The organism is Lawsonibacter sp. JLR.KK007 (genome assembly GCF_036941135.1).
Classification (GTDB): Bacteria; Bacillota; Clostridia; order Oscillospirales; family Oscillospiraceae; genus Lawsonibacter.
The window spans coordinates 1426846-1452692 of sequence record NZ_JAYWSY010000002.1 but is presented as its reverse complement, the minus strand read 5'-3'; the positions used below and the strand labels follow the sequence as shown (position 1 = coordinate 1452692).

Annotated in this window: 28 protein-coding genes and 1 pseudogene; 15 read left to right on the top strand and 14 right to left on the bottom strand. The window is 48.1% G+C overall.

Annotated elements, in window-relative coordinates; genetic code table 11:
- Positions 1-33: 33 nt before the first annotated feature.
- The 4 genes from VV088_RS17080 to VV088_RS17065 all read left to right on the top strand — a co-directional run bounded on the left by VV088_RS17080 (position 34) and on the right by VV088_RS17065 (position 3760).
- Positions 34-1167 carry a tyrosine-type recombinase/integrase gene (locus VV088_RS17080; RefSeq protein WP_334601893.1) on the top strand — a complete coding sequence of 378 codons (1134 nt, stop codon included), beginning with the start codon at positions 34-36 and terminating at the stop codon, positions 1165-1167.
- Between the two features lie 65 nt (positions 1168-1232).
- Complete coding sequence (istA, locus tag VV088_RS17075; protein ID WP_161845261.1) at positions 1233-2783, top strand: IS21 family transposase; 1551 nt, start codon at positions 1233-1235, stop codon at positions 2781-2783.
- Positions 2783-3568, top strand: a complete 786-nt coding sequence (locus VV088_RS17070) for an ATP-binding protein (protein ID WP_334598923.1) — start codon at positions 2783-2785, stop codon at positions 3566-3568. The genes istA and VV088_RS17070 overlap by 1 nt, the downstream gene beginning before the upstream one ends.
- A gap of 48 nt (positions 3569-3616) precedes the next feature.
- Positions 3617-3760, top strand: coding sequence for a hypothetical protein (locus VV088_RS17065; RefSeq protein WP_334601892.1), 144 nt, complete (start codon positions 3617-3619; stop codon positions 3758-3760).
- An 822-nt stretch (positions 3761-4582) separates the two neighbouring features.
- On the opposite strand, the gene VV088_RS17060 is transcribed toward VV088_RS17065, so the two are convergent.
- Together VV088_RS17060 and VV088_RS17055 are read right to left on the bottom strand one after the other, a co-directional pair.
- Positions 4583-5059, bottom strand: a complete 477-nt coding sequence (locus VV088_RS17060) for a hypothetical protein (protein WP_334601891.1) — start codon at positions 5057-5059, stop codon at positions 4583-4585.
- Between the two features lie 58 nt (positions 5060-5117).
- On the bottom strand, positions 5118-6821 hold the full coding sequence (locus VV088_RS17055) for a hypothetical protein (protein ID WP_334601889.1): 1704 nt from the start codon (positions 6819-6821) through the stop codon (positions 5118-5120).
- A gap of 212 nt (positions 6822-7033) precedes the next feature.
- Between VV088_RS17055 and VV088_RS17050 the strand changes: the two genes are divergently transcribed.
- A complete protein-coding gene (locus VV088_RS17050; RefSeq protein WP_334601888.1) occupies positions 7034-7369 on the top strand; it encodes a helix-turn-helix domain-containing protein in 336 nt (111 codons plus the stop codon).
- On the opposite strand, the gene VV088_RS17045 is transcribed toward VV088_RS17050, so the two are convergent.
- Both VV088_RS17045 and VV088_RS17040 read right to left on the bottom strand, forming a co-directional pair.
- On the bottom strand, positions 7335-7622 hold the full coding sequence (locus tag VV088_RS17045; RefSeq protein ID WP_334601887.1) for a DUF6809 family protein: 288 nt from the start codon (positions 7620-7622) through the stop codon (positions 7335-7337). The two genes, VV088_RS17050 and VV088_RS17045, sit on opposite strands and share 35 nt — an antisense overlap.
- Before the next feature lie 44 nt (positions 7623-7666).
- Positions 7667-8401 carry a hypothetical protein gene (locus tag VV088_RS17040; protein ID WP_334601886.1) on the bottom strand — a complete coding sequence of 245 codons (735 nt, stop codon included), beginning with the start codon at positions 8399-8401 and terminating at the stop codon, positions 7667-7669.
- Positions 8402-8670: 269 nt separating this feature from the next.
- On the opposite strand from VV088_RS17040, the gene VV088_RS17035 reads away from it, so the two are divergent.
- The 3 genes from VV088_RS17035 to VV088_RS17025 all read left to right on the top strand — a co-directional run bounded on the left by VV088_RS17035 (position 8671) and on the right by VV088_RS17025 (position 11691).
- On the top strand, positions 8671-9825 hold the full coding sequence (locus VV088_RS17035; protein WP_334601885.1) for a hypothetical protein: 1155 nt from the start codon (positions 8671-8673) through the stop codon (positions 9823-9825).
- Between the two features lie 169 nt (positions 9826-9994).
- The gene (locus tag VV088_RS17030) at positions 9995-10315 is read left to right on the top strand and encodes a helix-turn-helix domain-containing protein (RefSeq protein ID WP_334601884.1); all 321 of its coding nucleotides are present in this window, start codon (positions 9995-9997) and stop codon (positions 10313-10315) included.
- A complete protein-coding gene (locus VV088_RS17025) occupies positions 10312-11691 on the top strand; it encodes an ImmA/IrrE family metallo-endopeptidase (protein ID WP_334601883.1) in 1380 nt (459 codons plus the stop codon). The genes VV088_RS17030 and VV088_RS17025 overlap by 4 nt, the downstream gene beginning before the upstream one ends.
- A 428-nt stretch (positions 11692-12119) precedes the next feature.
- Here VV088_RS17025 and VV088_RS17020 read toward each other — a convergent pair whose 3' ends face one another.
- The 7 genes and pseudogenes from VV088_RS17020 to VV088_RS16995 all read right to left on the bottom strand — a co-directional run bounded on the left by VV088_RS17020 (position 12120) and on the right by VV088_RS16995 (position 16982).
- Positions 12120-13151, bottom strand: coding sequence for a site-specific integrase (locus VV088_RS17020; protein ID WP_334601882.1), 1032 nt, complete (start codon positions 13149-13151; stop codon positions 12120-12122).
- A 132-nt stretch (positions 13152-13283) separates the two neighbouring features.
- Positions 13284-13445 (bottom strand): annotated as a pseudogene (locus tag VV088_RS22885) (helix-turn-helix domain-containing protein); the annotation flags it as partial.
- A 149-nt stretch (positions 13446-13594) separates the two neighbouring features.
- Positions 13595-14533 (bottom strand): rolling circle replication-associated protein, encoded by a 939-nt coding sequence (locus tag VV088_RS17015; RefSeq protein WP_334601881.1) that lies wholly within the window; start codon positions 14531-14533, stop codon positions 13595-13597.
- A gap of 123 nt (positions 14534-14656) precedes the next feature.
- Positions 14657-15016, bottom strand: a complete 360-nt coding sequence (locus tag VV088_RS17010; protein WP_334601880.1) for a hypothetical protein — start codon at positions 15014-15016, stop codon at positions 14657-14659.
- 123 nt (positions 15017-15139) lie between these two features.
- The gene (locus VV088_RS17005; RefSeq protein WP_334601879.1) at positions 15140-15463 is read right to left on the bottom strand and encodes a hypothetical protein; all 324 of its coding nucleotides are present in this window, start codon (positions 15461-15463) and stop codon (positions 15140-15142) included.
- Positions 15464-15529: 66 nt separating this feature from the next.
- Entirely contained in the window at positions 15530-16249 is a 720-nt protein-coding gene (locus tag VV088_RS17000; RefSeq protein ID WP_334601878.1) for a type IV secretory system conjugative DNA transfer family protein, read from the bottom strand.
- Positions 16239-16982, bottom strand: a complete 744-nt coding sequence (locus VV088_RS16995; protein ID WP_334601877.1) for a hypothetical protein — start codon at positions 16980-16982, stop codon at positions 16239-16241. Before VV088_RS16995 ends, VV088_RS17000 begins: the two co-directional genes overlap by 11 nt.
- Before the next feature lie 1266 nt (positions 16983-18248).
- On the opposite strand from VV088_RS16995, the gene VV088_RS16990 reads away from it, so the two are divergent.
- The 3 genes from VV088_RS16990 (at position 18249) to VV088_RS16985 (ending at position 20054) form a co-directional block, all read left to right on the top strand.
- The gene (locus tag VV088_RS16990) at positions 18249-19499 is read left to right on the top strand and encodes an S-layer homology domain-containing protein (RefSeq protein WP_334601876.1); all 1251 of its coding nucleotides are present in this window, start codon (positions 18249-18251) and stop codon (positions 19497-19499) included.
- A gap of 179 nt (positions 19500-19678) precedes the next feature.
- On the top strand, positions 19679-19900 hold the full coding sequence (locus tag VV088_RS22880) for a DUF3791 domain-containing protein (protein WP_442913169.1): 222 nt from the start codon (positions 19679-19681) through the stop codon (positions 19898-19900).
- A gap of 1 nt (position 19901) precedes the next feature.
- The gene (locus VV088_RS16985; RefSeq protein WP_334601875.1) at positions 19902-20054 is read left to right on the top strand and encodes a hypothetical protein; all 153 of its coding nucleotides are present in this window, start codon (positions 19902-19904) and stop codon (positions 20052-20054) included.
- Positions 20055-20655: 601 nt separating this feature from the next.
- On the opposite strand, the gene VV088_RS16980 is transcribed toward VV088_RS16985, so the two are convergent.
- The 3 genes from VV088_RS16980 to VV088_RS16970 form a co-directional block, all read right to left on the bottom strand.
- Positions 20656-20976: a hypothetical protein gene (locus VV088_RS16980; protein WP_334601874.1), complete on the bottom strand. Its 321-nt coding sequence runs from the start codon at positions 20974-20976 to the stop codon at positions 20656-20658.
- Positions 20977-21646: 670 nt separating this feature from the next.
- Positions 21647-22843, bottom strand: coding sequence for a tyrosine-type recombinase/integrase (locus VV088_RS16975; protein WP_334601873.1), 1197 nt, complete (start codon positions 22841-22843; stop codon positions 21647-21649).
- A 14-nt stretch (positions 22844-22857) separates the two neighbouring features.
- Positions 22858-23400, bottom strand: a complete 543-nt coding sequence (locus tag VV088_RS16970) for a helix-turn-helix domain-containing protein (RefSeq protein WP_334601872.1) — start codon at positions 23398-23400, stop codon at positions 22858-22860.
- Positions 23401-23609: 209 nt separating this feature from the next.
- Here VV088_RS16970 and VV088_RS16965 point away from each other — a divergent pair, with 209 nt between their 5' ends.
- The 4 genes from VV088_RS16965 (at position 23610) to VV088_RS16950 (ending at position 25825) form a co-directional block, all read left to right on the top strand.
- Complete coding sequence (locus tag VV088_RS16965; RefSeq protein ID WP_334601871.1) at positions 23610-23783, top strand: helix-turn-helix domain-containing protein; 174 nt, start codon at positions 23610-23612, stop codon at positions 23781-23783.
- A gap of 47 nt (positions 23784-23830) precedes the next feature.
- The gene (locus VV088_RS16960; protein ID WP_160664829.1) at positions 23831-24061 is read left to right on the top strand and encodes a helix-turn-helix domain-containing protein; all 231 of its coding nucleotides are present in this window, start codon (positions 23831-23833) and stop codon (positions 24059-24061) included.
- A gap of 128 nt (positions 24062-24189) precedes the next feature.
- Positions 24190-25275 carry a hypothetical protein gene (locus VV088_RS16955; protein ID WP_334601870.1) on the top strand — a complete coding sequence of 362 codons (1086 nt, stop codon included), beginning with the start codon at positions 24190-24192 and terminating at the stop codon, positions 25273-25275.
- Positions 25238-25825, top strand: a complete 588-nt coding sequence (locus tag VV088_RS16950) for a hypothetical protein (protein WP_334601869.1) — start codon at positions 25238-25240, stop codon at positions 25823-25825. Before VV088_RS16955 ends, VV088_RS16950 begins: the two co-directional genes overlap by 38 nt.
- Positions 25826-25847 lie beyond the last annotated feature (22 nt).

Below are 25847 nucleotides of genomic sequence, written 5' to 3'. Positions count from 1 at the left end.
TCCTTTATCACTCGAAAATCGGAGGTATCCATCATGGCCAGCATACGGGAGCGCAACGGTAGCTACCAAATCACCGTATCCTGCGGATATGACATCAACGGCAAGAAGATACTTGAAACCACAACCTTCACGCCCGATCCATGCCTTACGCCCAAGAAACGGGAAAAGGCTGTGAAGGAGTACGCCCAACAGTTTGAAAGCCGTGTAAAAAACGGCTTCGCTATGGATGGTCGAAAAATTACCCTGAAAGATTTTTCTGACCGCTGGATGGAGGAATACGCCAAGATAAACCTACAACCAGGCACCGCAACAAAGTATGCCGAAGAGTTGAACGATAAAATTCTCCCTGCCCTCGGACATCTGAAGCTGTCTGAATTGAAACCGCATATCATCAATGCGTTTTTCGCCTCCCTCACCCGTGACGGGGCAAGGAAGGACGGAAAGGCTGGGGGATACAGCAAAGCCACCATTATGAAAACCCGCAATGTCCTTTCCTCCATGCTGAGAACGGCGACAGAATGGGAGATCATTGACACAAATCCCTGCGATAAGGTGCGACTCCAAGGCGAGGACGCTGCTGAAAAGTTGAAGTTCTTCACTCCTGAACAAACGGCAGTTTTCCTTGATTATATCGAAAAGCCTTACATAATTCAAGTAGGCGGCCATAAACGGGTTGATGATACTGGTATCCCCTATACTGTAGGCGATTATGAAATCGAAAAGTCTATTCCAGAGCAAATCAAGGTGATGTTCTACCTTGCCATATACACCGGGCTAAGAAAGGGGGAACTATTGGCCCTCCAGTGGAGCGATGTGGACTTCGACACGGATATTGTTCAAGTTTCCAAAGCTGTAACCATTGTAGCGGGAAAGCCCGTGTGCAAGATCCCCAAGACGAAAACCTCCCGCCGCTCCGTCTCTATTCCTCATTCTCTGACAGAACGGCTTTTGGCTCTAAGGCAGTCCCAAGACGAGTTTCACTCACAAGTCGGGGATTACTGGCAAGGAGAAAATTGGATATTCACCCAAGACAACGGAAGAATGATGAATTATAGCACTCCATATCAGGCCCTCCAAGACACCATTGCATACACCGGACCAGCAGCTCCATCTGCACGGAATTTTAGCCCCACCCTGCCGGAAGGGAGCCCCACTCCACGAAAGTAAAGAAAGGGACCTGTATAATTGGCGTAGCACAGGAAACTGTGACTATATCAATTGGAGGTCCCACCATGCCAAACTATCTGGAGATCTTGAGACTGGATAGCCTCAACCACAGCCAACGAACAATCGAATCAACGGTACATTGTTCGCGGCACACCGTCCGCAGCGTTCTGCAAGCAGCAAAGGAGAAGCAAATCGCGTGGCCGCTGGATGATGACATCACCAACGCAGAGCTGGAGGAGATTCTGTTCCCTGGTAAGTATAAGAGCGGGTGCCGGTATGTGGAGCCGGACTATCCGTACATTCACCGGGAGCTGGCGAAGCCTGGGGTGACCATGGCGCTTTTGTGGGAGGAATACTGCCGGAAGTGCCATGAGGCTGGGGAAACGCCGTACATGAGCACGCAGTTTGGGGACAAGTACCGGAGGTGGGCGCGGGTGACGAAGGCCACCATGCGCATCCAGCACAAGCCGGGAGACGCCATGCAGGTGGACTGGGCGGGCGATACCCTTCCGGTATATGATCTGGTAACCGGTAAACAGAGCCCGGCGTACTTGTTCATGGCCGTGCTGCCGTGCAGCTGCTACACCTATGCGGAGGTCTGTGAGGACATGAAGACAGAGAACTGGCTGTCCTGCCACGTCCATGCCTTCCAGTATTTTGGCGGTGTGACACGGCTGCTGATTCCGGACAACTGCAAGACAGCCACTACGGCTAACACCCGATACGAGACTGTGCTCAACCGCAGCTACCAGGAGCTGGCCGAATACTACGGCACGGCAATCGTTCCGGCTCGCGTCCGCAAGCCCCAGGACAAGAGCGCAGCGGAAGCATCTGTGCGTTTTGCCCAGACATGGATCATTGCGGCGCTGCGTGAGCGGAAGTTCTTCTCCATCCGCGAGATGAACGAGGCCATAGCGGAAAAGCTGGAGGAACTGAACAACCGCCCGTTCCAGCGGATGGCGGGCACACGCCGCAGCGCCTGGCTGGAGGAAGAGAAACCGTACATGCTGCCATTGCCTGCTGTGCCCTTTGAAGCGGCTGTCTGGTCCGTTGCCAAGGTCCCCAACGATTATCTGGTATCTGACGGCAGGAACAAGTACTCTGTGCCGTACAACCTGATTGGCGAAAAAGTGGATATTCGTGTGACAAAGACTGCGGTGGAGGTATTCTACCATGGCAGTCGTGTCGCCAGCCACCGCCGCTTGCAGACGATCCAGCGCGAGCCGCTGGTAAAGCTGGAGCATATGCCGCTGGCGCACCAGAAGTATCTGACATATAACGCCGGCGATTTCAGCCGCTGGGCCATGTCTGTGGGACCCATGACGGAGAAGGTGATCCAACACTTCCTGACCTCCGGGACAGCCCCGGAGCAGGGCTACAAAGCCTGTGCCAGCCTGACAAAGCTGGGAGAGCGCTATGGCAGAGAGCGTCTGGAAAACGCCTGTGGGCGGATCCTTGCGTACAGCGCAGCGCCCTCTGTCCGCAACATTAGCAGCCTCTTGAAAAACGGCCAGGACCGGCCCGCGAAAGCAGCCCCGCAGGACAAGCCCAACGATTCCAACCGCTTCGGCATTACACGCGGAGCCTCCTATTTCCGGAAGGGAGGCGAGGGCTGATGGTACTCCAGGCAACCATTGACATGCTGGTTGGAATGAAGATGACCGCCATGGCGGCGGAGCTGTCCAGCCAATTACAGGACTCCTCATTCAATGAACTCGGCTTTGAGGACCGGCTGGGGCTGCTGGTGACTGCCGAGTGGAACCGCCGCCAGACCAACACGGTGAAGCGGCTCATTCACAACGCCCACTTCGCCGCCCCGTTCGCTGCGGTGGAAGAGATTTCGTACTACGAGGACAGAAAGCTGGACAAGGCTCAGATGCTGCGCTTCTCCACCTGCAAATTTGTGGACGAGGGCCACCACATCATCCTCAAAGGCGCTTCCGGCAACGGCAAGACATACATTGCCTGCGCCTTGGGCAACGCCGCCTGCCGCCGGTTCAAGAAGGTCCGCTATGTCCGTATGCCGGAGCTCCTCGACGAGCTGAGCATTGCCCGCAGCGGCGGCGAATTGAAGAAGTGTCTGGCCTCCTACAAGAAGGTGGATCTACTCATTCTGGACGAGTGGCTCATCCGGCCGCTCTCCCCCCAGGAGTCCTATGACCTGCTGGAAATCGTGGAGGCCCGCTGCCAGCGCTCCATGATTTTCTGCACCCAGTACCAGTCTGAGGGCTGGTATACACGCATTGATCCCAATCCTGACTCCGGCAGCCCCGTTTCCGAGGCAATCATGGACCGCATCATCCACAACGCCTATGAGGTCCTGGTTGAAGGCCGCGTCTCCATGCGGGAACGTAATGGCCTGAAGTCTTCCCGCGCCAAAGGCGCTGAGCAGGATGCCTGACTGCCCCTTCAATCCCTCCGATTCCCCTGTGACCTTGAATTGGATTTGATGATCCTGCGTGAAGCGGAACGGGAATCCTTGGAAATCTTCTATGCCATGCGGGAGGAATTACACTTTTACCTGAATCGCACTCAATTACTGGAGACTGTTTTGACTGCCAACGGTATCCCCATCCCCGACTGCGATCACTGATCCCTGGCTCTGCCCGCCGCCTCGGCTGGCAGGGCCTTTCCTCTAAAACTGCTCGTGGAATAGTGGGGCTCCTTTCCGGCAGGGTGGGGCTAATACTCCGTGCAGACGGGGCTCTCGGTCCGGTATATGCATCCCAATCAAGGCCAGCGTAAATTAGGGCGTCAGCGGAGGTGGGCGCCTCCTGCACTTCCGTACCCAGGCCATGCCAAGGCTTTTCACGAACATAGAACATGGTTTCAACGTTTGCGGGCATAGATAAATTCCTCCTTAAAGCAGAATGAGGCCCCGGGGAATTACCCCGAGGCCTTCGTAGTTATAATATGTGTTTCTGTTGCAATCTGAATCGGAAACTTTACACTAAGCGGTGATGCACGCCGATAAAATGTCCCCACTGCTTGCATCAATTATTACGACAGTATATACGGAGCCAGCTGAGGAACCACCTTGATTTACAAACCAAAATTCGACCTCTGTTATAACAGCCGCAAGCTGTTCGTGCCGTTCAATCGTCGGGAATACATTTCTCACATGAACATTTGAAATTCTAAAGTCCCGCGATACAGATTGATTATAAGCGTTTTTCCATTCACTGGAAAGTTGTACACTGATCGGATCATTGAGTCTAATCAATTCTGTATTACTTAGGGTCGTGTTGAAATCGTTTTCCTGCTCAAAGGGGTCGGAGTATCCATCTCCGTAATAGGGATCGTAGCCGCCGTCGGCTAAGTTGGTGGGATTGTCCTCTACTTCGCCAAGTTCGCTTTCGGGGGTTTGAGAACGAACAAAATTGGTCGAATCACCATACTCATTCGATTCATCATTTCAAATCAAAATATCTTGGTCAGAATCGAAAGAGAAGTTTCCAATCAAGTCCTTTTCCACCGATGAATCGGATATTGGTTCCCCATTTTCATCTGGTAAAATCTCCATAAAACTCATGACACCTTTATCATAATGAAGTATCTCACCATCCAATTTACAAGGGAGTACCCAATTCAGGAACACACTTCCGTGGGGGACGAAGGAAATAGAAAATAGAATATCTGTTTCGGATTCATTTACAGATACGTGCATGGTATATCCACGACCGTTTTCGTCTTCCCATACCCCCACCGCCTTTTGCCACTCCCCAACCTCCACTGTGGACTGTTCATCGTTCAAGATATCCACATCATTTTCGGAGGCTGTTTCCTGGCTAACGGGAACGATGGCATCTATGGTAGACTCTCCGCTGCACCCCGTTGCCAGAAACAATACGCAGATTCCTGCAAAGATGAATAACCATCTTTGTGCTTTCATATAGTTCACGTCCTCTATTTCATGGAATTAAATTGTGCATTGTAGTGGAAAAGTGAATTTATTTGCTGGATTTGATGTTAGGCCGCGTGGAAAGCAGCGCAGGGTGAATCATCGTACCATTGATAGTAAGTAACTTCCACGCTTTTTTCATACTCCATGCCTTGATGAAAAGCGGAATTGCGACCAGAATTGGTATAATAAATACAAAAGTGGCGATAAGACAGACGATGGCCGCAATTATATACGATTTATAGCGGCTTGTGGTTTGATATAGCTGGGCAAGTTCAATGTTTTTAGGCGTGCAGGCGTTCAATGCGTCAAGATACTTTTTGGAAGAATCAGTACGGCCCTTGTTCTGCACATAGGACACGGCCTCCGCAACAGCTTTGGAATCTGTAATATCGGTTTTCATGTAAAGGTTATCAAAAATTTCCCCGTCCTCCGCAGACCAGATATTTTCGATCCGGGCTTGTACCTTTTTCAAGAATGGGGCTTTCAGTACATCGGGGGCCTTATGCGCTTTGATTGCGGCGATAAACTCCTCACAAGCAGATTCATCTGCCGTTTCATAGCCCTGGCAGGCTTGGGTCAGTTCTTCCAGCCAAATGGACTCTACACGCTTTTGCAGCAACTCTAAGAATGGTTCCTTCATCTTTTCCTGTGCCGGGTATTGACGTACTTTATCTGCAAGCCGATTGCAACTTTCCTCGCCCGCTGTCTGATACCCTTCACAGAGCCTTCGTAAGCAGTCAGTCTCCAACCGATCAAGGGTTGCGCTCTCTGACACACCATATTCCCGCATATATGTCAAAATGCGCTCCTTTGCCGCTTGCGCCGCCTGTTCGGAGGACTGTGCCTCTTCATTGTATTCCTGCGACAAGATTTCTTCTACTGTGTTGGATAAATCAACGGAGAAGCGTTGAGCGGCGGCATACATAGTCTTTCTGTCTTTGGGGAAGTGGATAAAGATATATTTCACCAAATCTTCGTTCCAAGGACATAGTACAAATGCCTGGGGCAGTAGTTCATTTTGCTTTTCCGGCAAATTTTTTGCATTTTCAAAGAGTGCATTGGACTTATCTTCATCAAATATAGATTGAACATAGTTTTCCTTGCGCTCATTCAGAAAGTCTATATGGGCATAATACGCGGTGAAAAGATCAGCAAGGATGCCGTTCAACAGGGTGTCTTGGGTAGCAGAATTTTTGTAAAGCGCACTTTTGTCCATAGAAGCTGATATTGCAGAGCCGCTATTACCAACAGCATTCCACAACGTATGACCCGCAAATGACGCAAGGTTTTTCATTCCAGCCTCTGCTTGATTCCTCAGCCAATAATCACTGTGAAAGCTGGTATAAGATTTGTAATGGCTGCGGCCGGCTTTTCGATCAGCGCGATACTCCTTTTCAGCGTTTTGTTTTTTCAGGATAGCGTTATACTGCTTCTCTATCGTTTCCAGCGCAGATTCAGATTCTCCTAAGCCAATGCAGCATTTCCAATAGCTTTCCTCGCTCATATCATAGATTTCATAGGCGGCGAGTTGACCGAACAGGGAACGGAAGGCCAGTTGGCCAAGCAGCGATTCTGCAAACGGGAGGTAGCCGTCCAGAACAGCTTGAATATTTCCACACTCTTTGTACCATGCGTTGAACCGTTGGGCCGCTGCCAAACAAGCCTGATTTGAGGCATACCACATATCATAGTATCGCTCTGCGGCATCCTCAAAAATGACTGTTTGGCCCAGAAAGTCATATTTGAGCATAATATAATCTCTCCTTCGTAAGAATTTGGAGTGCTGGGGAATGAAGTTGTATCTACAGTATCGTGTACTTCGCTCATGTGAGGCAGTATAGCATACATAGGAATCAAAAGCAAGTCCATATGCTCTTTTCAATAGCCTTTAGACTGTTGAATGCTCATAAAATATTGTATAAAGTTATGGAGAAATAATCTAAAGGCGGGAATACGATAACTATGCGAAAACAACAGATCATGCAGGCAACCGCCGACAGGATTCGGCATCTGCGAAAGCAAAAGGAAATCAGCCAAGAGGAATTGGCCTTGCGTGCCGGAATTAACACAGTGTATTATGGACAGATAGAGCGGGGCCAGAAATGCCCCACAGTAGATACCCTCTATAAAATCGCTGTTGGATTGGAGGTTCCTTTACCCGACCTGCTCCGTTTTGATACCCCAGCCACTGATTCTGAGGACATGAATGCATATATAAAACAGTTGATTAAGAGGATACCGCCGAGCAAAGTAACTCAGGTTGTTAGGCTTTTGGAGGCTGTTCTTGATTTGTTTTAGAGCGGCCAGGGGCTTTATGCTCCAGATAGTCTACCATCAGATCAACGGCGGAACAGAAACCATCAAAAAACGCAGCTTCCCGCAGAGCGGCAAGCTGCGCTAAATAGTTATCTGTCAGTTGATCCAGTTGGTCTTTCCCCTGTCGATTTAGTTGACTAAAAAGTTGTTGCTTTAGCGAAATGATTTGTTCTGACAGGTTGCGATATTGAGGTTCCCCATAAGGGTGTTCCAGATTCATAAGCCGTTCGATCATAATCTCACCTCTGTTCTTAATGCAAGGAGCGGAGCCTTAAAATCTCAAAGGTGAGAAAGCAACTGTTGAGTTGGCTCTATTATGCAGGACAAGATTTCATCCTGAATCTGTGCGTTGAAGTCTGCCTGAAAACTGTCGAGAGCGGTTTGTGCGTCTCGCTCAATGCTCTGAATTACCTCATAGCAATTAAATCCATGCCGCATAAAACATTTGGCAATGAGCTTTGCAACCCCAGTCTCATAGTCCGAGGAATCCCACGCATCATAGCTAATTTCACTGTAATATGTGCTGGTTGGCATGAGTAGATACTTTGCAGAGAGATCACCACAGATTTTTTTCGCCTTCCGGTGAATTTCAGAGGCTATCAGGTGGCTGGCTATCTTGTTTATAATCGCAGCGTTTTCAGGCGTGCGCAGCAGCTCCAGCTTTTCCCTCAAAGCGTCCAGCCGATGGTCAAACCGCTGCCGGAACTCCTGATAAAAGCTGCTGCTTCCTGAAACGCTCATGCGGCATTCCGTTTTCTGCTCGGCCTCGTGGATTGCCTCATCCACACGCTTTTTCGCAGCATCCCGGCACTTTGCCTTGGACTGGAACGCCTCGCCCGCATCGGAGGCTATGACATCGGCCTTTGCCCGGTCCAGAGAAACAAAGTTCCCTCGGAAAGAGGCACAGCCGCCCAAGTCCCGCAGCCAAAAGGCAAAATCCGCTACAGGGGTACGGGGGTTCTCTGCCGCTACCGTTTCTTCCTGTTCCTTCAAGAAGTTGTTTTCTTCATCCATTTGAGACATCTCCTTTTTCAGATTGTTTGGTGGCTTTCTTGCCTCTATAGCTATAATATATAGTTCAAGACAATACGAAAGCGGGTATGTCAATCAAACCTGAAGACATTTTGCATTTGCCCCATTGAATAAACAACAACCCCCCAGTATGATTTTCTGCTTTTTCTTGTGTACTGTCCTTATAGTTATGTTAAGGGAAAATAGAGGGGTGTATTTTTTGATACTCGCATAACATTCCTATAATCTTTAGGATGAATGGAGTGTTATGTATGACTAAACGTATCGAATCGAAGAAAACCGCCGTGTTTGAACTGGAGACAGATAGATTTTCCAGCCATACATTTGAGTTATCTATGCGGCTGACCAGGCATGAATATCATCATATAAAAGACACATTGTATCGCAGCCAAGAGGGCAAAATGAACATTGTTATCTATCAGGAGCGTAAAGGCCGTCATTGCTGTATGAAATACGGTAAACATGGAGTACGTATCTGCCTGGAACACAACCAGGGAGAAAATGGGTTCGACACTTACTATGTACGGATGATTATCAATCCCCGTGTTCTGATAGAGCCGGGGTGCTCATACCTGGGCATCCTGCCACCAAAGAAATCCAGCATGGAAAAGCTGGAAAAAGCGTTCAAAGACCTGTTTGAAGGCACGGTTTTTGATAACAACCTCAATAATTACTACATTTCCCGGCTGGATTTATGCACAAATATACGATGCAGCAACAATAAGCTGTTCCGCGAGTTGGTACGTGTCCTGCGCAAGCTGCCTACACCTCTGAAATATGAACGCAAATTCTATAAAAACAGCGATAAGAAAAAGGCGAACCGTTATAATAAGCACTATTTGCGGTTTGTCTGCGGAACTCATGAACTGGTGATCTATGATAAGACCTATCAGATTAGGAATGGAAATCTGGCAATCGCCTATGAGAAATTGCCGGAAGGCGTACTGCGGTTTGAGATTCACTGCGAACGTGAATACATACGCAAGATTGAAAAGGAGATGAATTCTGATTCTCCTATGAAAGTGCTGTGGACAATGGTGCAGGAGAGCGAAGATAGAATCATCGGGCATTTCAGCAGGTGTTTTCCTGATACTGAATTTGTTCAAATGGAAAGATTGGAAAAAAAGATCAAACAATCCGGGTTCAAGAAAGAAAATAAGGAAGCGATGTTAGAACTGGCCTCCCGACTTCAGCGTACCCAATCGGCGGATAAGGCGTTACAAAAGATGGAGAAGCAAGGGTATAGTACGGCTGGACTGCTGGATAAATTCGCTAAGTTGGGAATCAGTCCGATTCCATTACGAAAAAATTTCTGTGCAGAGAGTTTGCCGGGGCCAGTGGAGTTACTACGGGATATTTCGGAGGGCAAAGTAAAGGTGGAATATGTTAAGGTGAAATATAAATAGGGAACCTGTGTGTTGTTTTAGGCCAGAAGAATTAGTTTGGTGTATTAGTTTGTACAACTTTTTATGGATTACAGAGTTTTAGTGAAAGTGACTGATAGATTTTCAATCATTTTTGTTGCAATTTCCATCGGAAGAGTATATACTACATTGTGTGAGAGGAGGTGTCCATATGACTGAATTGGGGAAAAGACTTCAGAAGGCTCGAACTGCACTTCAATTATCGCAGGAGTATGTGTCCAAACAACTGAATGTTGGCCGGGCAGCCATATCACAAATTGAACTAGGAAACAGGAAGGTTTCTTGTGAAGAATTGGAAAAATTCAGCAAGATTTATGGAATCTCAGCTGACGAATTACTTTCTGGGCGGCCAGTAGAGATGCCATCACAAATGTTTGCCCGCAAGTTCAGCGAGTTAGACGCATTGGATCAACAAGAAATCTTAAACCTAATGGAATTCAAACGAATGATGAAGGAACGAAAAGCCCAATGATTAGTGTCGAAGAAGCTGTGCGAAGTGGGGCTTCAGCGCGCATACTTGCACAGGCATTTCTCACAGAATATTTTCATGAAAGACAAGTGACATACCCAATCAATCCATTCCAAATGTTGACTGACTTGGGTGTGCCATTTGTTTTTCGTGCATTTTCTAATAAAAGTTGTGAGGGCATGTATCTGCCAGCCCAAGGAAAAGATGATGTAGCGATTGTGGGGATTAATATAAAGCGCCCCATTACAAGACAGCGGTATACAACGGCTCATGAACTTTGCCATCATATTAAGGATAGTCGTAGTACATATATTTGTAATCTTGGTAGCAATATACCTATTGAGCGGTATGCAGAGAGTTTTGCCGCAGAACTTCTAATGCCATATATGGAAATGAAACAGCAAATTATGAAGCGTGCTCCAACTGGCTATTTGACATTCGATCAAGTCCTAGAAATTGCTGATTACTTCGGAGTGAGTTTTTCCTCTTGTTTGATACGAGCGGCTTCTTCATTTCACAAGATTGAGGGCAAATGCGAACCATCTTCACTGAAGAAAAGAGCAGAGAAATTTGGTGCAGATAAAAAACGAAAAGTGCTAGGTTATACATATGCAGATTTATATGCCCAAGTAATAGATGCTGGAGAGGACTGCTTGTATGTAGAACCCAGCGAATTTGTTAAGAGGAAGTATTGTAATGAGTATGTATATAACGATGCTCGTATGGAAGGAATCAATATTGGACGGGAAAAAGTAGCTGAAATTGTTACAGATATAAAACTTCACAAGGTAGACAGTCCATATTGTACCGAACAACACGAAAATGAAGTTGCTATAGCTGGACATGCCCTTATGTATGACTACCTGTTCTCAATTCCAGAAGATAAAAATGTTGATATTTTTTCCGGCTTGGTTTCATTGCATCGTCAACTATTTTCCTGTGCACCATCACCAGAATTTGGAGGGACTTTTAGAAAATCCAACCCACTTGTAATGGGGGCAAAATTTGAAACAATAGATAGTTCGAAGGTTATTCCGGCTTTACTGGAATTGTCGCCTAGTGTGCAAAGACTGCTGGAACGATCAGTTGACATTTCCTTGAGCCAATATGTCAAAGAAGTAGCCATAATTCATCACAAATTAACTGTTATTCATCCGTTTGGTGACGGAAACGGAAGAACTCTCCGTGCATTTATGAATTTATTGCTCATTCGGAGGAAACTGCCTCCAATATACTTCAAAGTTGAAGAGAAGAAAGTGTATTTAGAGGCACTAGCGCAAGCCGATAGAGATAATGCCCACTGTGAGTCATTGTATGAAGTTGTTTTCAAAGCCATCTTACGGGCACAGGCTGAGTTGACAGAAGCACCGCCACTGTAATATTTGAAGAGGTACACAGAGTGCAAAGAATATGCGTATAGACTTGACTACTATTTGACTACTAAAGCTGTGAGCAGGTATGATAAATTACACACGATAGATGGTAATATAAAACGATTGAGGTGTGATATAGAAACCTTTTTTGAGCTATAAAACGAAAAAAGACCTCAAAGTTACCTTTGGTAAGGATGAGGTCCCCAGTTCAAATCTGGGTAGCAGCTCCACAAAAAACCGCTTAAATCGAGAGATTTAGGCGGTTTTTCTTTGTTTATGCAACTTTTTCGGGGTATTTGAATTTCTCAAAAGACCTCGTTACTGAAAAAATGGGCTTTTTGCAAAAGATTTTGCAATTTTTGAGGGGGTCAAGGGGCTTCTAACCCTTGTGCCGCAAGGGTTTCCAGGCTTGGGCCGCTGCAAATTTCCTGCAACTATGCGGAGTAGGCCCGGTCAACGACTGCGGCGGCCTTGCTGATGGTCTCCCGGCCCTTGACATAGTAGCGTAGGGTCATGGCTGAGGTGGTATGTCCTGCCGCTGCCTGGGCCAGCTTTATGTCCTTGGTTTGGTCGTACAGGTCGGTGAGTACGGTAGTACGGAAACGAATAGGCGTGATGTTCTCACTAAAGCCTGTGTCCCGCTTGATTCGGTTGCACATCTTTCTAACTTGGGTATAGGACAGGGGGCGCTTGCCGCCAAACACAAATTCTCCCGGTTTGGTTTGGGGAAGATAGGGGACAGCCAGGGCAGACAGGCCAATCGTCCGGGCGCTGCTCCGGGTCTTGGTGTCCTTGACTTCGGGCTGGTTGCGGTCTGGGTGGGTCACGGCCCGGCAAATATGTATGGCTCCATTCTCTGGGTCAATGTCGGCCCCTTGCAGTCCCAGCACTTCTTCCAGGCGTAGGGGGTGTAGGGCCTGGATCGCCAGATAGGCCCGGTCTGCGGGATCTTGAATGTCCCCGATATGCTGGACAAGGTAGCGCATTTGCTCCACCGTATAGGGGGCCGTGGGCTGGCTGGCCTTGCCCGTGATTTTGATTCTTTTAGACTTCAACGGACTTTTGACAATCAGGCCATCTTCCACGGCGGCGTCCAGGATTTGATTCAGGACCATTTTAGTTTTGTCCTTGGAGGTCTTGGCCCCGGTCATGCTGTTAAAGAGCCGCTGCACGTCATCGGTGGTGATGTCCTCCACGGCCAGCCCCTCAAAGGCGGGGAGTATGTGACCGGTGAGCTGCCGCTTGTAGGTGGTGGCCGTCACGGTTTCTATATTGGGCTTGGAGTAGGTCTCAAACCAGGTCATAGCGTAATCAGCGAAAGGGTGCTTGACTGGCTCCGGGGCGGCGCTGGGGGCGCTCTGAGGGACTACCAGCTTCAGCAGCTTGTCAGCGTATTCCTGCTCTGTGCTGGCCCTTATCCAGTGTTTAACGCCGTTTATAGTGACGGTACGGGTGATTTTTGCCATCTCAATCTCTCCTTGAAATGGCGTACAATCCGCTTTGCAGTTGTCAAGGTGCTGTGCCTCCTGGCTGTCAGGGGCGGGGGTGCTTATCTCTACACCCTTATTATAACACACCTTGCAACTTTTTGCAATGAAATCCTCTAAAAACGCCCTTGGGATTAACGTTTTTCCTGCGATTTCCGCACAACTGATTTCCCCGGACCTGATGAAGCTGCCCACCTGGGCGGGGTCTGCCCGTAGTATCTCGGCGGCCTCCTGGACTGTCAACAGGTCGGGCCGGTGCTCTAATAGGCTCATATAACCTCCATTTGTTACGGTGCGGAGGTCTTTATTATTTCAGATTGTTCTTGATAGTTATATGATATGTCTTTTTTGATTCGTTTTTTTCAAAGGTAGCCCGCCCTTGTGGGCGGGCGGATTTTGTTCGCTTTTCTGATAGTTCCAGCTTATTTTGTTTCTTGTTCGGTTTTAGTAGGTGTTTTGTTGTCGCTCTCCGCTGGTTTGGTATAGGTACGGTAATTGATGATATTTCGCAACGTCCCCCCCTCATCGGTGATTGATATGGTCTTTTCGTAGGTCAGAGACATTCCGTTGACCTCTGCTTGGGCCTCTTGTTCCGTCATTTGACAGACTTCCGGGCGCTTTACCCCTCGGGAACAGCGGTACAGATTAAAGCCCGGCGGGTATAACTTCAATCGCGCCCCTTTTACAATCGCTTTCTCTTGCTTGCCTTTTACTTCTACCTTCACCAGTTTCCCTCGCTTTATGCCGCTGCTCAATGCCTCTGTTAATTCCATATCGCCCAGGTAGGCCGTCAGATACAAGCCGGGGTTGTCCACTCCCTTTAAGCTCTTGGTCTTGGTGAAGCCGTGGCCCCATAGCTTTGCCATATGTGCGTTTGGGATGAAGGGGGCCTTGCTGGGAAATATTTCCAAAAGATGCAGATGCCATGCGCCACGGCCTTGTGGCTCGGCAGCGGCTATGTACTCTGCGCGTGGGTGGCCCTCTCTTTTCAAGTAACGGAGAAAGCGTTTCCAGAAGGCGTGAAAATCTTTGTATAGCCGTTTCGTGTCGGTCATGTTCTCCGCATAAGTCAGCGTCACCCACAGGGCTGTGTCTGGGTTTTCCAGATTCGCGTTTATCAAGTCTCGCAGCCGTTTCAGGCTTTGTGCTACGCTGGCCATATCCCCGGCGCGGTTTTGGTTGTGCTGGTAGTCTATGACCTCTCCCGTTCGTGTGTCCAGCCCATGGTCTTTATCCAGCTTTTGAATTGGTGAGCCTGCCGTGTTGCTGGCATAGCGTATTTCCATAACGTTTCCAGCAGTCTTTAATGTCACTTCGTCCTTGGGCGCTGGTCTTACGTCTGGTATTTTTTCTACTTTCATCGTTGCTTTTCCAACCTCGCGGCCCAATGTTCTTCAAATTAATATCAAGTCAAGCCGCCCCCTTGGGGCGGCGGGTGGGTGGACAGCTCTCGCTCTGCTTCGCTGCCACCCACCCCAGCCAACTTACTTGCTCTGATTTACGAGTTCCGCGGTTTCTGCCGTTGCACTCATCCCAAGCCCACTGCCGGAGCTGGAATAGACTTTGACTTTGCAGTCGGGGATTCTTACGAAAAGAAATTTACACGCGCTGCAAGCTGCTTCGATCTGCGCGTCCTCTACGCTGGGTATAGGGTCATGGTCAAATTTGACGACCAGTGCTGAAAGACGGGAATTTTGGAGGGCCAGGGTTAATTTGACCCCGATGGGCGTGTCAGACGTTCGTTTCCCGTCTGCATAGGGATAAATTTCGTTCTTCGCGCTCAAAATCGCATAGTCTGCGCCGCCGTTTACTCCGGCGAGATTTACATTTAGATTGTACGCCATATATGGCCCCTTTCTCCCCGTATAGCCGTTAGGTCAGCTCCTCGAATTTAATAGACAAATGGACCCATACTGGGGGATAATAGTCTGCGGAGATAGTTAATGGGAGGTCTTTCATTCAAGCAGTCAGACGAAACGAATTTCTGCAAACAGATTCGTAATTTCTTCGGCTATCTCCTCGGGCAATCTGACCTTTTCGCATCCGCTTGCGGCAGACTGTTCCAAAGTGTCTATGGAAATTTCCCCGTAATCGTTCTTGCAATCGACCTGCACGCCTAAAAGATTGCAAAACTGGTCTGAGATATAGCGCACATCAGTAAATGAGCCAATAGCATCAGCTACGCTGACTTCGCGGGAATATGCCTGGGCCAGTCTCTCGGCTTCGGTCAGCTCGCCATTGTAGAGCCGTTCCAGTTCTCTAACAAAATTATGCAAAGCTTGTCTGCTCACCGTGATTCCTCCTTCCGATGATACCCCTGAATGGGGGCGGCGTTTGGGGGTCGCCGCTCCCCGCTGTTATTGCAGCTTTGCCCTGATTTGCTCCTTTAGCTTTTTCATGTCCCGTATCCGTGGCACCACAATTTCCCGCAATGGCTTGCCATCCGTTCGGAGATATCCGTGCCCTCTACCTTTGGGCTGGATTTGGTCAGCCTCATCTTGGAAGAGCATTCTAATTGCTTCATTTGACTGTCTGCCAAGGCCCAGAGCATTACCGAAGTTGTCTCTACCCGTGATATAATTGGCATCTGCCCTTTGAAGTGCCATTATGACGAATACCCCGGCGCCCCTGCCAAGCATTAACAGACTTGCCATTTTCTGTAAATACTCCGTCTGCTCCTTCTTTTGACAAAACGAGATAAACCCAGACCACTCATCCACTACGCAGAACAACGGTTCGGTGGCCTTGCCGGGGTCGTGCATCCGCGCTTGAAGGGTATCAAAAGCGATATTCAGAGCCTCGGCAACTGCATCATGCCGGAAATAGTTTTTGCAGCCGTCCATTTCAATAAAATCAATTCCTTTGAAGTCCGCTAAAACTACTTGTCCGGGTTTTTGGGCAAGCTGGGACAATAACCAAGTCAGTAAGTAGGTTTTTCCGCTTCCAGATGGAGCCGACAGGAGCAGGTGGGGATTACAGAAGTCCACCCATACGGGGATTTTAAGGCCAGCGGTCAGCGCGGTTTGCTCCACTCCTACACAGAGCTTTAAATCTGGCTTCTGATTTTCACAGTTCATCGTCAAAAACATCCATTTCTGGCGCGGCGGCCTTGGGACGGTCACGCTCCCAGGCTTTGGCGAGAGCCGCCACCGCCTTGTCGGAGGCCACATAGAGAACATCGAACACCAGAACATGGCGCACATCGTCATAGGTCAGGCGGTCGAGATAGACGGAATAATAACCGTTGAATGTTGCTGAAAGATTGACGATACCATGATTGTTCAATTCAGCAACGATAAACTGGTTAATAAGTTGCTGTAAGATTTTTTCGTCCTGTTCCGGCACATTCTTCGTTACCAGCTCGAACACATAATAGACCGTTCTATTCCGATAGACAGTACGCCAGCCATTGGGAGAAAGTGACCCCATGTCGGGGCCGGGGTCAATACCCAAAAGGGATTTGTTGCGATTAAGCGTCTGCCAGAGGAAAAATTGGAGAGGAGGAGCAATATACTGTGCGTTTTTCAAAGCTAATTTTTGCCGCATTTTCTGGAAGAAAAGATTTACCGATGTTTCGAGATTTCCAAATGATGGATGCCGTTGCAACCAATGAACGTAGATAATCAAAAATACAGTCAAAGCTGTTATTGCAACTTCACAAACAAGAATCCAAAAAGTATTGATGAATAGCACGTCCAAAGGGATAAGTAAGTTGCCAACTTCGAGGGCAATAATGACCGCCGCAAAAGCAAAGGAAAAAACTAACAGCATAACAGCAATGAACAGTTCCCTTTTTTTGGAATTTTTCATGGAAAAATGCCTCCTAACAATAAAAAAATATTTTCTAATGGCGGGCCTTCTGTCCGGGCGTCCCCGAACGGATGGCAAAAGTGAATAGGTACTATATTTAAACAAGGGCCCTTGTTGTCTTTATATTACTATGAACATTTTCTGATGTCAAATTGCCGTTTTTACGCAAAATTATAAGTAATTCATAACTTTTTAACATTCTTTCAACTGCTCTCGGGTACTGCATAAGTCAGCATCTAAAATTTAAGCTGACGCTGAAAATTGCTCATATGATTTCTGTTCATCTTTTGTTCATCTTTTTCACACGTTGAACAGTGTTGATTTTGGTAATTTTTCTGAGGGGTTTGGTGCTCTCTTTCTTTTTTTAAAATCTAATTTCGGCAAAATAACGAAGAAAAGATGATATTTACTTGTCATGCCCATTATGGTGGATGTATTCGAACAACTGATTGACAGCGACGACTTTTTTAAAAGTGCACTTTTAAGCTTCGCTCATTACAGCATAAGCAAACACTATCCCCACGGACGCAAAGAGTACTGCGATATCAATGTTCCAGAAATCAATTTTGACCAAATTGAAAACCGCAGATGATATAGTTGAAAGACGTTAAGACGCAGACTAGCTACTCTGTCCCAAAAGGCGGCTAACTTCTGCGTTACAGACAGTTTCAGGGGTTCGGAGACAGACAGCCCCAAAAACAAGGCCAATTCGCATATTTGGGAGTATTTTGAGATTGCTGTGTAAACAAACACTTCTGGCCGACGCAAAGAGTACTGCGATATCAATGTTCCAGAAATCATTCTGACAAAACGGATAATCGCAGCTGATATAGTTGAGCGGCATATAAGGTGCAAGCCAGCGAACACGCTAACAGTCCGCAGTACAACGGGCATAGCACAGGCGAGCAGAAATAAAAAAACCGCTTGCACAATCAAGCGGTTTAGTGTAATATAAGGATTAAGAGACAGCAGAAGCAATAAGGCAGGACGTGGAGAGGGCCAACTCCCCACGCCCCTATGCAGGAAACCCCGTTAAGGTCCAGTCCCACACAGCAGAAATTTTCTGCGCCCAAGGCCCATTATAACGGTTTTCCCGGCAATAATCAATGGGGAAATCTATGGCTTGTGTGCGTAGCTTCGGCGGTGTAGGGATTAAAACCCCTGCGCCGCTTTTGTTGTCTCACGGAAAAGCCTACGGGGGCCGGGAAGTCCCACCCCCAAGGCTAGACCGTTGAGACACAACCTTAATAAAAAGGGGAGGACATTATGAAAAAGTTAATATCGTGTGTTCTGGCGTTGGTGTTGGCGTTGTCGCTGGTGCCGAGTGCGTTTGCGGCGGAGGGTGCTTCGGTGGACAAGTTCACTGATGTTCCGGCGGATGCGTGGTACAGGGACGAGTTGGCCTACGCATTGCACAACGGCTATATCAGCGGGACGAGCGAGACGACATTCGCTCCTGATGCGCTGGTGACTCGTGGACAGTTTGTCACTATTCTGGGAAGAATGGTCAACGCTGACGTGAGCCAGTTCAAGACCACTCAGTTCGAGGATGTGAACATCACGAGTTGGTATGGCCCCTATGTGGAGTGGGCGAGGTCTACTGGCATTGTGAACGGTGTCAGTTCCAAGCAGTTCGCCCCTGACAACAAAATCACGGTCGAGCAGATGTCGGTTATGGTGAGCAACTGTATCAGCAAGCTGTCTCTGTCTCCGAAGGCGGCTCCTGTGGTCTACAGTGATATGTCCTCTGTATCCACATGGGCGGTATCTGGGGTAGAAGCAATGGCGAAGTACAATCTCCTTCCGGTAGATGCCGCCAGTAATATCAATCCTCATAAGCAGGCCACGAGGTCTGAGTGTACGGTATCCTTAGTTCGCTTAGCGCAGTCCACAGGCATGGGGGTATATCCGACAGCTGATAAGAATGACATTAGTCAAGAAATGTATGAAGCATATCATGGTGCTGAGGTCGAAGCAAAAGTGAAGTCCGTCCATGATGAGTTGTGGGCTTCTGGCAAAATCACTTCAAGTATGAGTGAGAAGGAAAAGGCAATTGCTTATTTCCGTTGGATGCTTGAGAATACGACCTATGGCTGCATCTCATCTGAAAATCCCGATGTGAGTATTGACTTTCATCTGTATTCTCCAGGCGAGCTTCCTTGGGAGTCCCATACTGCTTTTGGCCCGTTGATTCTTGGTAAGGGCGTGTGCGATGGTTTAGCCGGTGCTTATGCGATGTTGCTAGAGGCTGAGGGAATTTCTGTTAGGATTATTTGTGACATTGATGCTGTACACGCATGGAATATAGTAATCTTAGATGGTGTAGAGTATAAGATTGATGTTACTAATGGAGATGGGTCTACAAGAAATGCTGACGGTTCTATCAACGAGACCCTTTATAGGACTAACGTTATGAAACAGTTCTATCCAGATGAGTGGCAGGCTGAGCAGGACAAGAATTCTGGCTTCAATAAGTTGTCAGAGGAAGAGATTCAGCGTCTGCTGGAGGGCGCGTAAGTTAGCAATACAGGTTGGAATCAGTAATATGCCGACAGGCCCCAGCACTATATGTGCTGGGGCCGCCCTTTCTTGATATAGGTGGGATAGTGTTTATCACTATTCGGGAGAAATGTATAGAAAGTTTTGTATTCCTCCGTATGAATTGCAGTTTAAGCTGGTAACTATTTATCATACTAATGGTATGTGAGGTGAGTTTAGTGGTCGATGATATTATCTTCCTGCAAAACAGTTGTTTTATGGCCTATATGGAGAAGTATAAACTTGATAATTTTAGTGCGTCCAAGGTATTTCAGGCATACGGTCTTTTTGGCTATATACGGGAGCATTTTGAGTACCTTCATCTGATGGGGGTAGATTATATAGTTAAGCACTTGGATGGTATAGTAGGAGGGCGTTAGTATGGCTGTAGATAAGGCTGGCAAGCAGTATTGCATAAGTAACTTAGTTTCTATGGTTGTCACGATTTTGTCGAAAGATTATAATACAGCATACATTGCAGTTGTTGATGTACTGGATAATGGGCCAGCACAGTATAGACCCCGTATTCCATGACTGTGTAACTCTGACTTATGATACGTTTATTCTAAAGCGTCATATCTCAATATATTCACTGAACAAACCTATTATATAAAGGAGGAACTTCGCATGGAAACTCAGAATGTGTATAACAGTGACGGATACCAAGCCCCCCCCCCCCATGCTGAGAAACGGTTTTGTCAGTTTTGTGGCTCAGAGGTAGTAGAGGGCTGTGTGGTGTGTCCGAGTTGTGGTATATATATATCGGTTGTCGCAGAAATCAGCGGCAGAGAGGTGTGTTATGTATGTCGCTAAAAGACAAGATTTTGTATTGAAAGTGGCGTTGCTGGGGTGACGGCGGCTGGGTGGCCCGCCACGGCTGGCGGCTGGGCGGTTGTCGGCGGCTGGGAGCAAGGCGGGGTCAAAGGTTGGTTCCGCTCCATGGCAATTCCCCGCCGATAGGCTGGCAAAACCTGATAGCTGGCCCCCGTGGGAATTGCCGTCGCTCCGATGCGACCCGCTGACGCTCTCGCATTTCCTTCCGGGGCCGGGTGCGGATTATCGGGACCATGAAAAAACAGGGGGCCGGGGCTGGCTCCCTGTTTCTTGTATAGCGAAATAATGCAAGCGGTTTTCCTTAGATTCCCTTTATCCCTTGAGACATAATAGCCTCAAAACGCTTGACTCCTTCGGATAGTGCTGAGAACAGCCACTCCGTCAAAATATAAATCTCTTCTTCCTCGTCATATTCCTCGGGCAAAAATTCTATCCGATTATATCTGACAAGCACATCATGATGTGGGTAGGTGTCCGTAATATAATACTCCGCACAATGAAAATCTTTAAACGGCCCATATTTTTCACTTGACAAATAGATGTAAATAAGATAGTGTTTTTTGCTGTCAGGGTCAACAATTTCTCGAATATACAAATTTTGGTTTATCATATTTTCATACATAAAAAACGCCTCCAATAATTATATGTTTCCTTCCCCATAGTGCACACTTACCGCTATTTCGCTATACTCCTATTATAGCAAAATCGAAATTTAGCAATGGGCTTGGCCTACTGCCCAACTATATGTATTTTCATTAGAATATCAATAACATGAGGGCATTCTCAATTTTGCTCTTTTTCAACAGACGAAAAAACCTGCCAATATTAAAAGAAAAAACACGTTTTAGCCCCCACAGGGAATGTCAAGTAGAAATTTATTTCAATATTAGCTAAACTTTCTTGATTCTCTGAGCTAATTTTGTCTGTTTTGCACAGATTCTTTATTTTGTGCCTTTTGGTACAAGTGTCATGCCGTGTGTAGCGGGCGTATCCTTGCGGAAAATGGCATGAAAAAACAGGGGGCCGAGGTCCCCCGCCTGCAAATTTTTTGACACCGCAAAAATCGGATTGTACGCCGAAATTTTTTGTTTTTGGCCTATTATTGGGCGAAAATGTTTGATTTACTCCTTTGGTAAGGATGAGGTCCCCAGTTCAAATCTGGGTAGCAGCTCCACTCAAACCCGTTGTCCCGCAAGGGATAGCGGGTTTTTACTTTTGACTAGAGAAGAAACTACCCGGCAGGAAACCCATACAGAAACCCATACCGACAGGTTTTTAGGGATTGATTCATACTACGCCTGACCGGCTTTTTTCAAAGCATCTCTGAAGATCTGGCTGGCCCGTTTCATGCTTTCCTGGTCTGCGTGTGTGTACATGCGGAGGGTAACGGCCTTGTCGCTGTGGCCCAGCTTTTCTGATACGCTGGCGACATCGGCACCGTTGGTGATGGCGATGCTGGCGAATGTGTGACGGAGTTTATGTGGATGGAGCCCCGGTACATCATACTTCTTGGAGAACTTTTGCATGTACCTGGCTGGAGATTGCGGGTGCATGGGCTCCGGGCTACCCTGCTGGGTAAAGACATAGGTGCTGATGGCGTGGCCTGCCTGTTCTAACCTGAGTTGCTGGAGCAGGCCGATGATCTCCGGGTCAACGTCAATCATTCTCACCTTGCCGCTCTTGGGGGTGTCCAGGTAGATACCCTTTTGGGGTGTATAACAGAGATTTCCTCGAATCGTGATCGTTCCAGACTTGGTGTCGATATCTTTCCACTGTAACCCACAGCACTCGCCCCGGCGGATACCCGTATCGATCAGCAGCCGCATCAGGACACGCCATTTCAGCGGCTCATGCTCCAGAGCAGCAAAAATACGCTGGACCTCATCAGTTGTGTAGGCATCCACATCCTTGTCTTTGATTTCACCTTTTCGCGGTTTGGGCCGCTCCACCTTGTCCATCGGGTTGATGGAGACCACATCTGCCATATACGCCATCTTGAACAGGCTGCGTAAGATTGTATAGACCTTGACGCAGGTGGCGTGGGCCTTGCCAGCAGACTGCATGGACAGCAGCAGAGCAGAGATATTGGCCGGGGTGATGTCGGGCATCTTCAAATCGCCCAAGGTGGGATATATCCAGTGATTGAGATTGCTCTGGTAGGTACAGCGGCCATTTTCGCTCATGGTGACACTTTTGGCAGGCATGAAGACTGTCTCGCCGTACTGGCGTAGTGTCTGAACTTTTGCGGCCTCCCGCTTTTGCTGGAGGTCGCTTTCTTTTTGCTCTGCCCGGCTGACGACTTCACCCTCCCGGCAACGGCGCTCAAACTCCGCAGCTTCTTTTGCTAGGGATCGCTCGACAGCTTTCTGGCTCCATCCCTCCGGAGGATACCAGCGAGTGGTCAGGTAGGACTTTCCACGTCCACGGCTGACCCGGATTTCATAAAAAGTTTGTCCGTCTTTGGTTGTTCGTTTTCTGGTTGATGCCATAGTGTTCCTTTCTTTTATTCGCGTTGGTAAGGGTGCTCAATAGAGGTTCCTCTCTTTTTCTGGTCCTGTGCATCCAGAAATTCTCCGTAGGACACCAGTTTTTCCTGAGTTTTGGTATCGAGGGAGGATACCAATTCGCTTAAAATCCGCATAGTACGCATTTTGGAGCCTTGATCAGCCAAATTGATATGATAGAGCGTCGAGAGCAAGGAGCGGAAATTGGATTCCAGTTGGCCGCCGTGTGTGGGAGCCTTGAACAAGATATATTTCTGGTTCTTGCCCTCAACAGAAATTCCGTCCACGATTAGCGGCAAGAACTCGTTCATTTTGTCCTGACGCTCCATTTCGCTGACCAGCAGGTCGCCCCAGTCCATCAGCTCGTCGGGGATGGTATCCAGCGCGTCCGCCAGAGGCTTCAGCAGACTGGCTGGCATTTCAATGGTGTCGCTCTCGTAGCGGTAGATGGTGGCGCGGTTTTTGCCCAGCTTGGCGGCGAGGTCATCCACCGACATACCAAGCTGCTTACGGCGGGTGCGGATTCTTTCTCCAGTCGTCATGGTGTTCCCTCCTGTTTTGTAATAGGGCTTCATTATACCACGGGAGTCGCGGAAAAGCAATATAAAATTTTATAGAAATAAAATAGTTTCAAAATAAGAAAAATAAGTATTGACAGCGACACTGTACAGGTGTATGATTTGAATATCGCATATAGGCAATATAGAAATATGGAGCGAATATGCAAAAACAGAGAAAGGAGGTAATGCCTATGGTTCCATTCCAGAAAATTACAGAAGCTTGCAAGACCACAGGACTATCGCAGTATTTTTTGCGGCAGGGATGTAAGAATGGCACGATACCGCACATTAAGAGTGGCGGCGTGTACTACATCAATGTCCAGGCGCTTGTGGAGCAGTTGGGCCAAAAGGAACAGGCCGATTGAATATCGGCGGAAAATATCGCGCTGCGCGGAGAAAGGAGGTAAATGTCTTGGACAACAAAGCGACAAACAAGCTGCGTCGGGAATACCCCAACTTCACACCCCTGAAAGTAGCCTCGGAGCTGCTGGGTGTCTCGCCCCGTCAACTTTCCAAGCTGGTGGCAGAGGGCCGGGAGCCCTTCTGTTTGCTGGGTGCCAACATCGGGACCCGGCAGCGGTATATCCGCATCTACACGGAGCGGTTGATCGCATATCTCAACGGCAACTCTCTGGAGGACTAAGCGAATGCTTTGGTGATTGAGGGGGTGATTGTTTTCTGTGAAGGCAGTCACAAAATCGGGCGGCAGGTCAACAGCTTTAAGAGAAGCCGCTGGCCTGACCGCCCAACATTTTTATTTGGAGGAAACAAATGAGATTGCATGAAAACCAATTAAAACTTATCCATCACCTAGCCCGGTTCAATCTCCTGGATTATTCCGGCTGTTTGCACATGCTGGATGAGACAGAAACCGGGGATCAGGTGGCGCTGTCCTATGTGTTCCGGCCTCTGACAAAGAACAAGTACCTCATCAAGCGCAAAGACGGAAGCGTGGCGATTTTGGCGAAGGGAAAGGCGCTGTTCCCCGATATCAAACCTCTGATTTCTGCGGGAGGCGGGGCGCAGTCTGTTCAGCGCGTGATAGAAGTGTCCCGCATGGCGGCGCTCATGGAGGAACATGGTATTCCCGCTGTTGCAGAAATACCGAAATCACCGAATCCGGTTTTTATTCCCTCAGCGTGTTGGCGGAACATCGCATCGGGTATCCTATCTACCACCCGCTTTACCGGGATGGTGCTGGCAGGGCAGGAACGGCTGGCCGTCTACGACATTGGGGATGGAAGTATGGAGTGGCAGGTGCGGGCGGAGGGGTCGCTGTTCTACACGAAATATGGCAGCTATGAGACAAAAGCTACTGGAATGATCTTGATTTGTCAGGACGGAAAGGGAAACAAGGCGGCGAAAAATATTATCCGTCAGACGATGTGGAGCCGACGGCAGCTCCTCTCCGATATTTGTCTGGAACGCAACAAGCCTACCTGTTGGTCCCATTCGCCCATCAAGCTAAGGGCGCAGTATGAGCATGTCTATCTGACCACGCCGAAGTGGTTTCGAACAGATATACAGGCCATATTGACTGCGGAAAACGAGGTATGTACACAAAGCAAAAATGGAACCAGATTACATGACCCGGCCCAGGGCGACTATGAAAAGTGGCCCTACCGTTTTTTTGTCAACCCGGCAACTGATTTGCTGAAATATGTCTATTTCTTCTCAGCAGTAAAGGGACTGATTAAACTGCTTAAAAGCGATATGCCGGCACCGCCACAGGTTCGATATGCGATTTGCTATCGGAAACTGGACAGACCGATTCTGCGAATGTATCCGGATATTTTTGAGTTGGAAGGATTGCAATTTTATGAATATCAGTCTGAAGAAAACGATAGCACAGATTGAGCGATGCCTACCGGATAACAGTGCAGCAGACGCCAATCAGCTCCGCAAAATGTACGATTTGACACTGCGGCTACAAAGCCAGCTGCTGTCGGTGATTTACGATATGGAGACCTTTGACGGCAACGATACAGAAAAGTGTCTTGCCCAGGAGCAGATCAACGGCAGGAACAACGGGACATCCGTTACATTGATTATAAACGAGCCGCTTCCTTCTATGAAGAGACTGACCGAGGCGGTTGAGGAGCATTGGAAGGCTATGCTTCATGCAGCTATTGAGGAGGCAGCACGGCAGGAGCCCCTCCTCTATTTTGATAAAGCGATGGTTGAGATCGAGATAGTCACTCCAAGAGGGAGCGACAATGCCAGGTTGTGGGATACCTCTAATCGGGCCATCAACGTCATTATCAACAACCTGAAAGGGATCTTTTTTGAGGATGACAATATGGAGCATATGGCCTTTTCGGTGGTCGGGAGGTGGGGAGAAAAAGGTGCCACAATTATCCGTATTTTGGACTTTGACAAATCACGGCAAATCAGAGGCATCACATGAACGTCGATTTTTGGGTAAAACT

Excerpts from the sequence above, each read along its gene's own strand:
- VV088_RS22880 (WP_442913169.1), top strand. The coding sequence starts at position 19,679 with ATGGTATGTGAGGTGAGTTTAGTGGTCGATGATATTATCTTCCTGCAA.
- VV088_RS17070 (WP_334598923.1), top strand. The coding sequence starts at position 2,783 with ATGGTACTCCAGGCAACCATTGACATGCTGGTTGGAATGAAGATGACC.
- VV088_RS17025 (WP_334601883.1), top strand. The coding sequence starts at position 10,312 with ATGATTAGTGTCGAAGAAGCTGTGCGAAGTGGGGCTTCAGCGCGCATA.
- VV088_RS17060 (WP_334601891.1), bottom strand. The coding sequence starts at position 5,059 with ATGAAAGCACAAAGATGGTTATTCATCTTTGCAGGAATCTGCGTATTG.
- VV088_RS16995 (WP_334601877.1), bottom strand. The coding sequence starts at position 16,982 with ATGAAAAATTCCAAAAAAAGGGAACTGTTCATTGCTGTTATGCTGTTA.
- VV088_RS17010 (WP_334601880.1), bottom strand. The coding sequence starts at position 15,016 with ATGGCGTACAATCTAAATGTAAATCTCGCCGGAGTAAACGGCGGCGCA.
- VV088_RS16950 (WP_334601869.1), top strand. The coding sequence starts at position 25,238 with ATGAATATCAGTCTGAAGAAAACGATAGCACAGATTGAGCGATGCCTA.
- VV088_RS16955 (WP_334601870.1), top strand. The coding sequence starts at position 24,190 with ATGAGATTGCATGAAAACCAATTAAAACTTATCCATCACCTAGCCCGG.
- VV088_RS16975 (WP_334601873.1), bottom strand. The coding sequence starts at position 22,843 with ATGGCATCAACCAGAAAACGAACAACCAAAGACGGACAAACTTTTTAT.
- VV088_RS17045 (WP_334601887.1), bottom strand. The coding sequence starts at position 7,622 with ATGATCGAACGGCTTATGAATCTGGAACACCCTTATGGGGAACCTCAA.
- VV088_RS16985 (WP_334601875.1), top strand. The coding sequence starts at position 19,902 with ATGGCTGTAGATAAGGCTGGCAAGCAGTATTGCATAAGTAACTTAGTT.
- VV088_RS16970 (WP_334601872.1), bottom strand. The coding sequence starts at position 23,400 with ATGACGACTGGAGAAAGAATCCGCACCCGCCGTAAGCAGCTTGGTATG.
- VV088_RS17030 (WP_334601884.1), top strand. The coding sequence starts at position 9,995 with ATGACTGAATTGGGGAAAAGACTTCAGAAGGCTCGAACTGCACTTCAA.
- VV088_RS17020 (WP_334601882.1), bottom strand. The coding sequence starts at position 13,151 with ATGGCAAAAATCACCCGTACCGTCACTATAAACGGCGTTAAACACTGG.
- VV088_RS16980 (WP_334601874.1), bottom strand. The coding sequence starts at position 20,976 with ATGTATGAAAATATGATAAACCAAAATTTGTATATTCGAGAAATTGTT.
- VV088_RS17000 (WP_334601878.1), bottom strand. The coding sequence starts at position 16,249 with ATGAACTGTGAAAATCAGAAGCCAGATTTAAAGCTCTGTGTAGGAGTG.
- VV088_RS16990 (WP_334601876.1), top strand. The coding sequence starts at position 18,249 with ATGAAAAAGTTAATATCGTGTGTTCTGGCGTTGGTGTTGGCGTTGTCG.
- VV088_RS16965 (WP_334601871.1), top strand. The coding sequence starts at position 23,610 with ATGGTTCCATTCCAGAAAATTACAGAAGCTTGCAAGACCACAGGACTA.
- VV088_RS17080 (WP_334601893.1), top strand. The coding sequence starts at position 34 with ATGGCCAGCATACGGGAGCGCAACGGTAGCTACCAAATCACCGTATCC.
- VV088_RS17015 (WP_334601881.1), bottom strand. The coding sequence starts at position 14,533 with ATGAAAGTAGAAAAAATACCAGACGTAAGACCAGCGCCCAAGGACGAA.
- VV088_RS17065 (WP_334601892.1), top strand. The coding sequence starts at position 3,617 with ATGATCCTGCGTGAAGCGGAACGGGAATCCTTGGAAATCTTCTATGCC.
- VV088_RS17035 (WP_334601885.1), top strand. The coding sequence starts at position 8,671 with ATGACTAAACGTATCGAATCGAAGAAAACCGCCGTGTTTGAACTGGAG.
- VV088_RS17040 (WP_334601886.1), bottom strand. The coding sequence starts at position 8,401 with ATGGATGAAGAAAACAACTTCTTGAAGGAACAGGAAGAAACGGTAGCG.
- VV088_RS17055 (WP_334601889.1), bottom strand. The coding sequence starts at position 6,821 with ATGCTCAAATATGACTTTCTGGGCCAAACAGTCATTTTTGAGGATGCC.
- VV088_RS17050 (WP_334601888.1), top strand. The coding sequence starts at position 7,034 with ATGCGAAAACAACAGATCATGCAGGCAACCGCCGACAGGATTCGGCAT.
- istA (WP_161845261.1), top strand. The coding sequence starts at position 1,233 with ATGCCAAACTATCTGGAGATCTTGAGACTGGATAGCCTCAACCACAGC.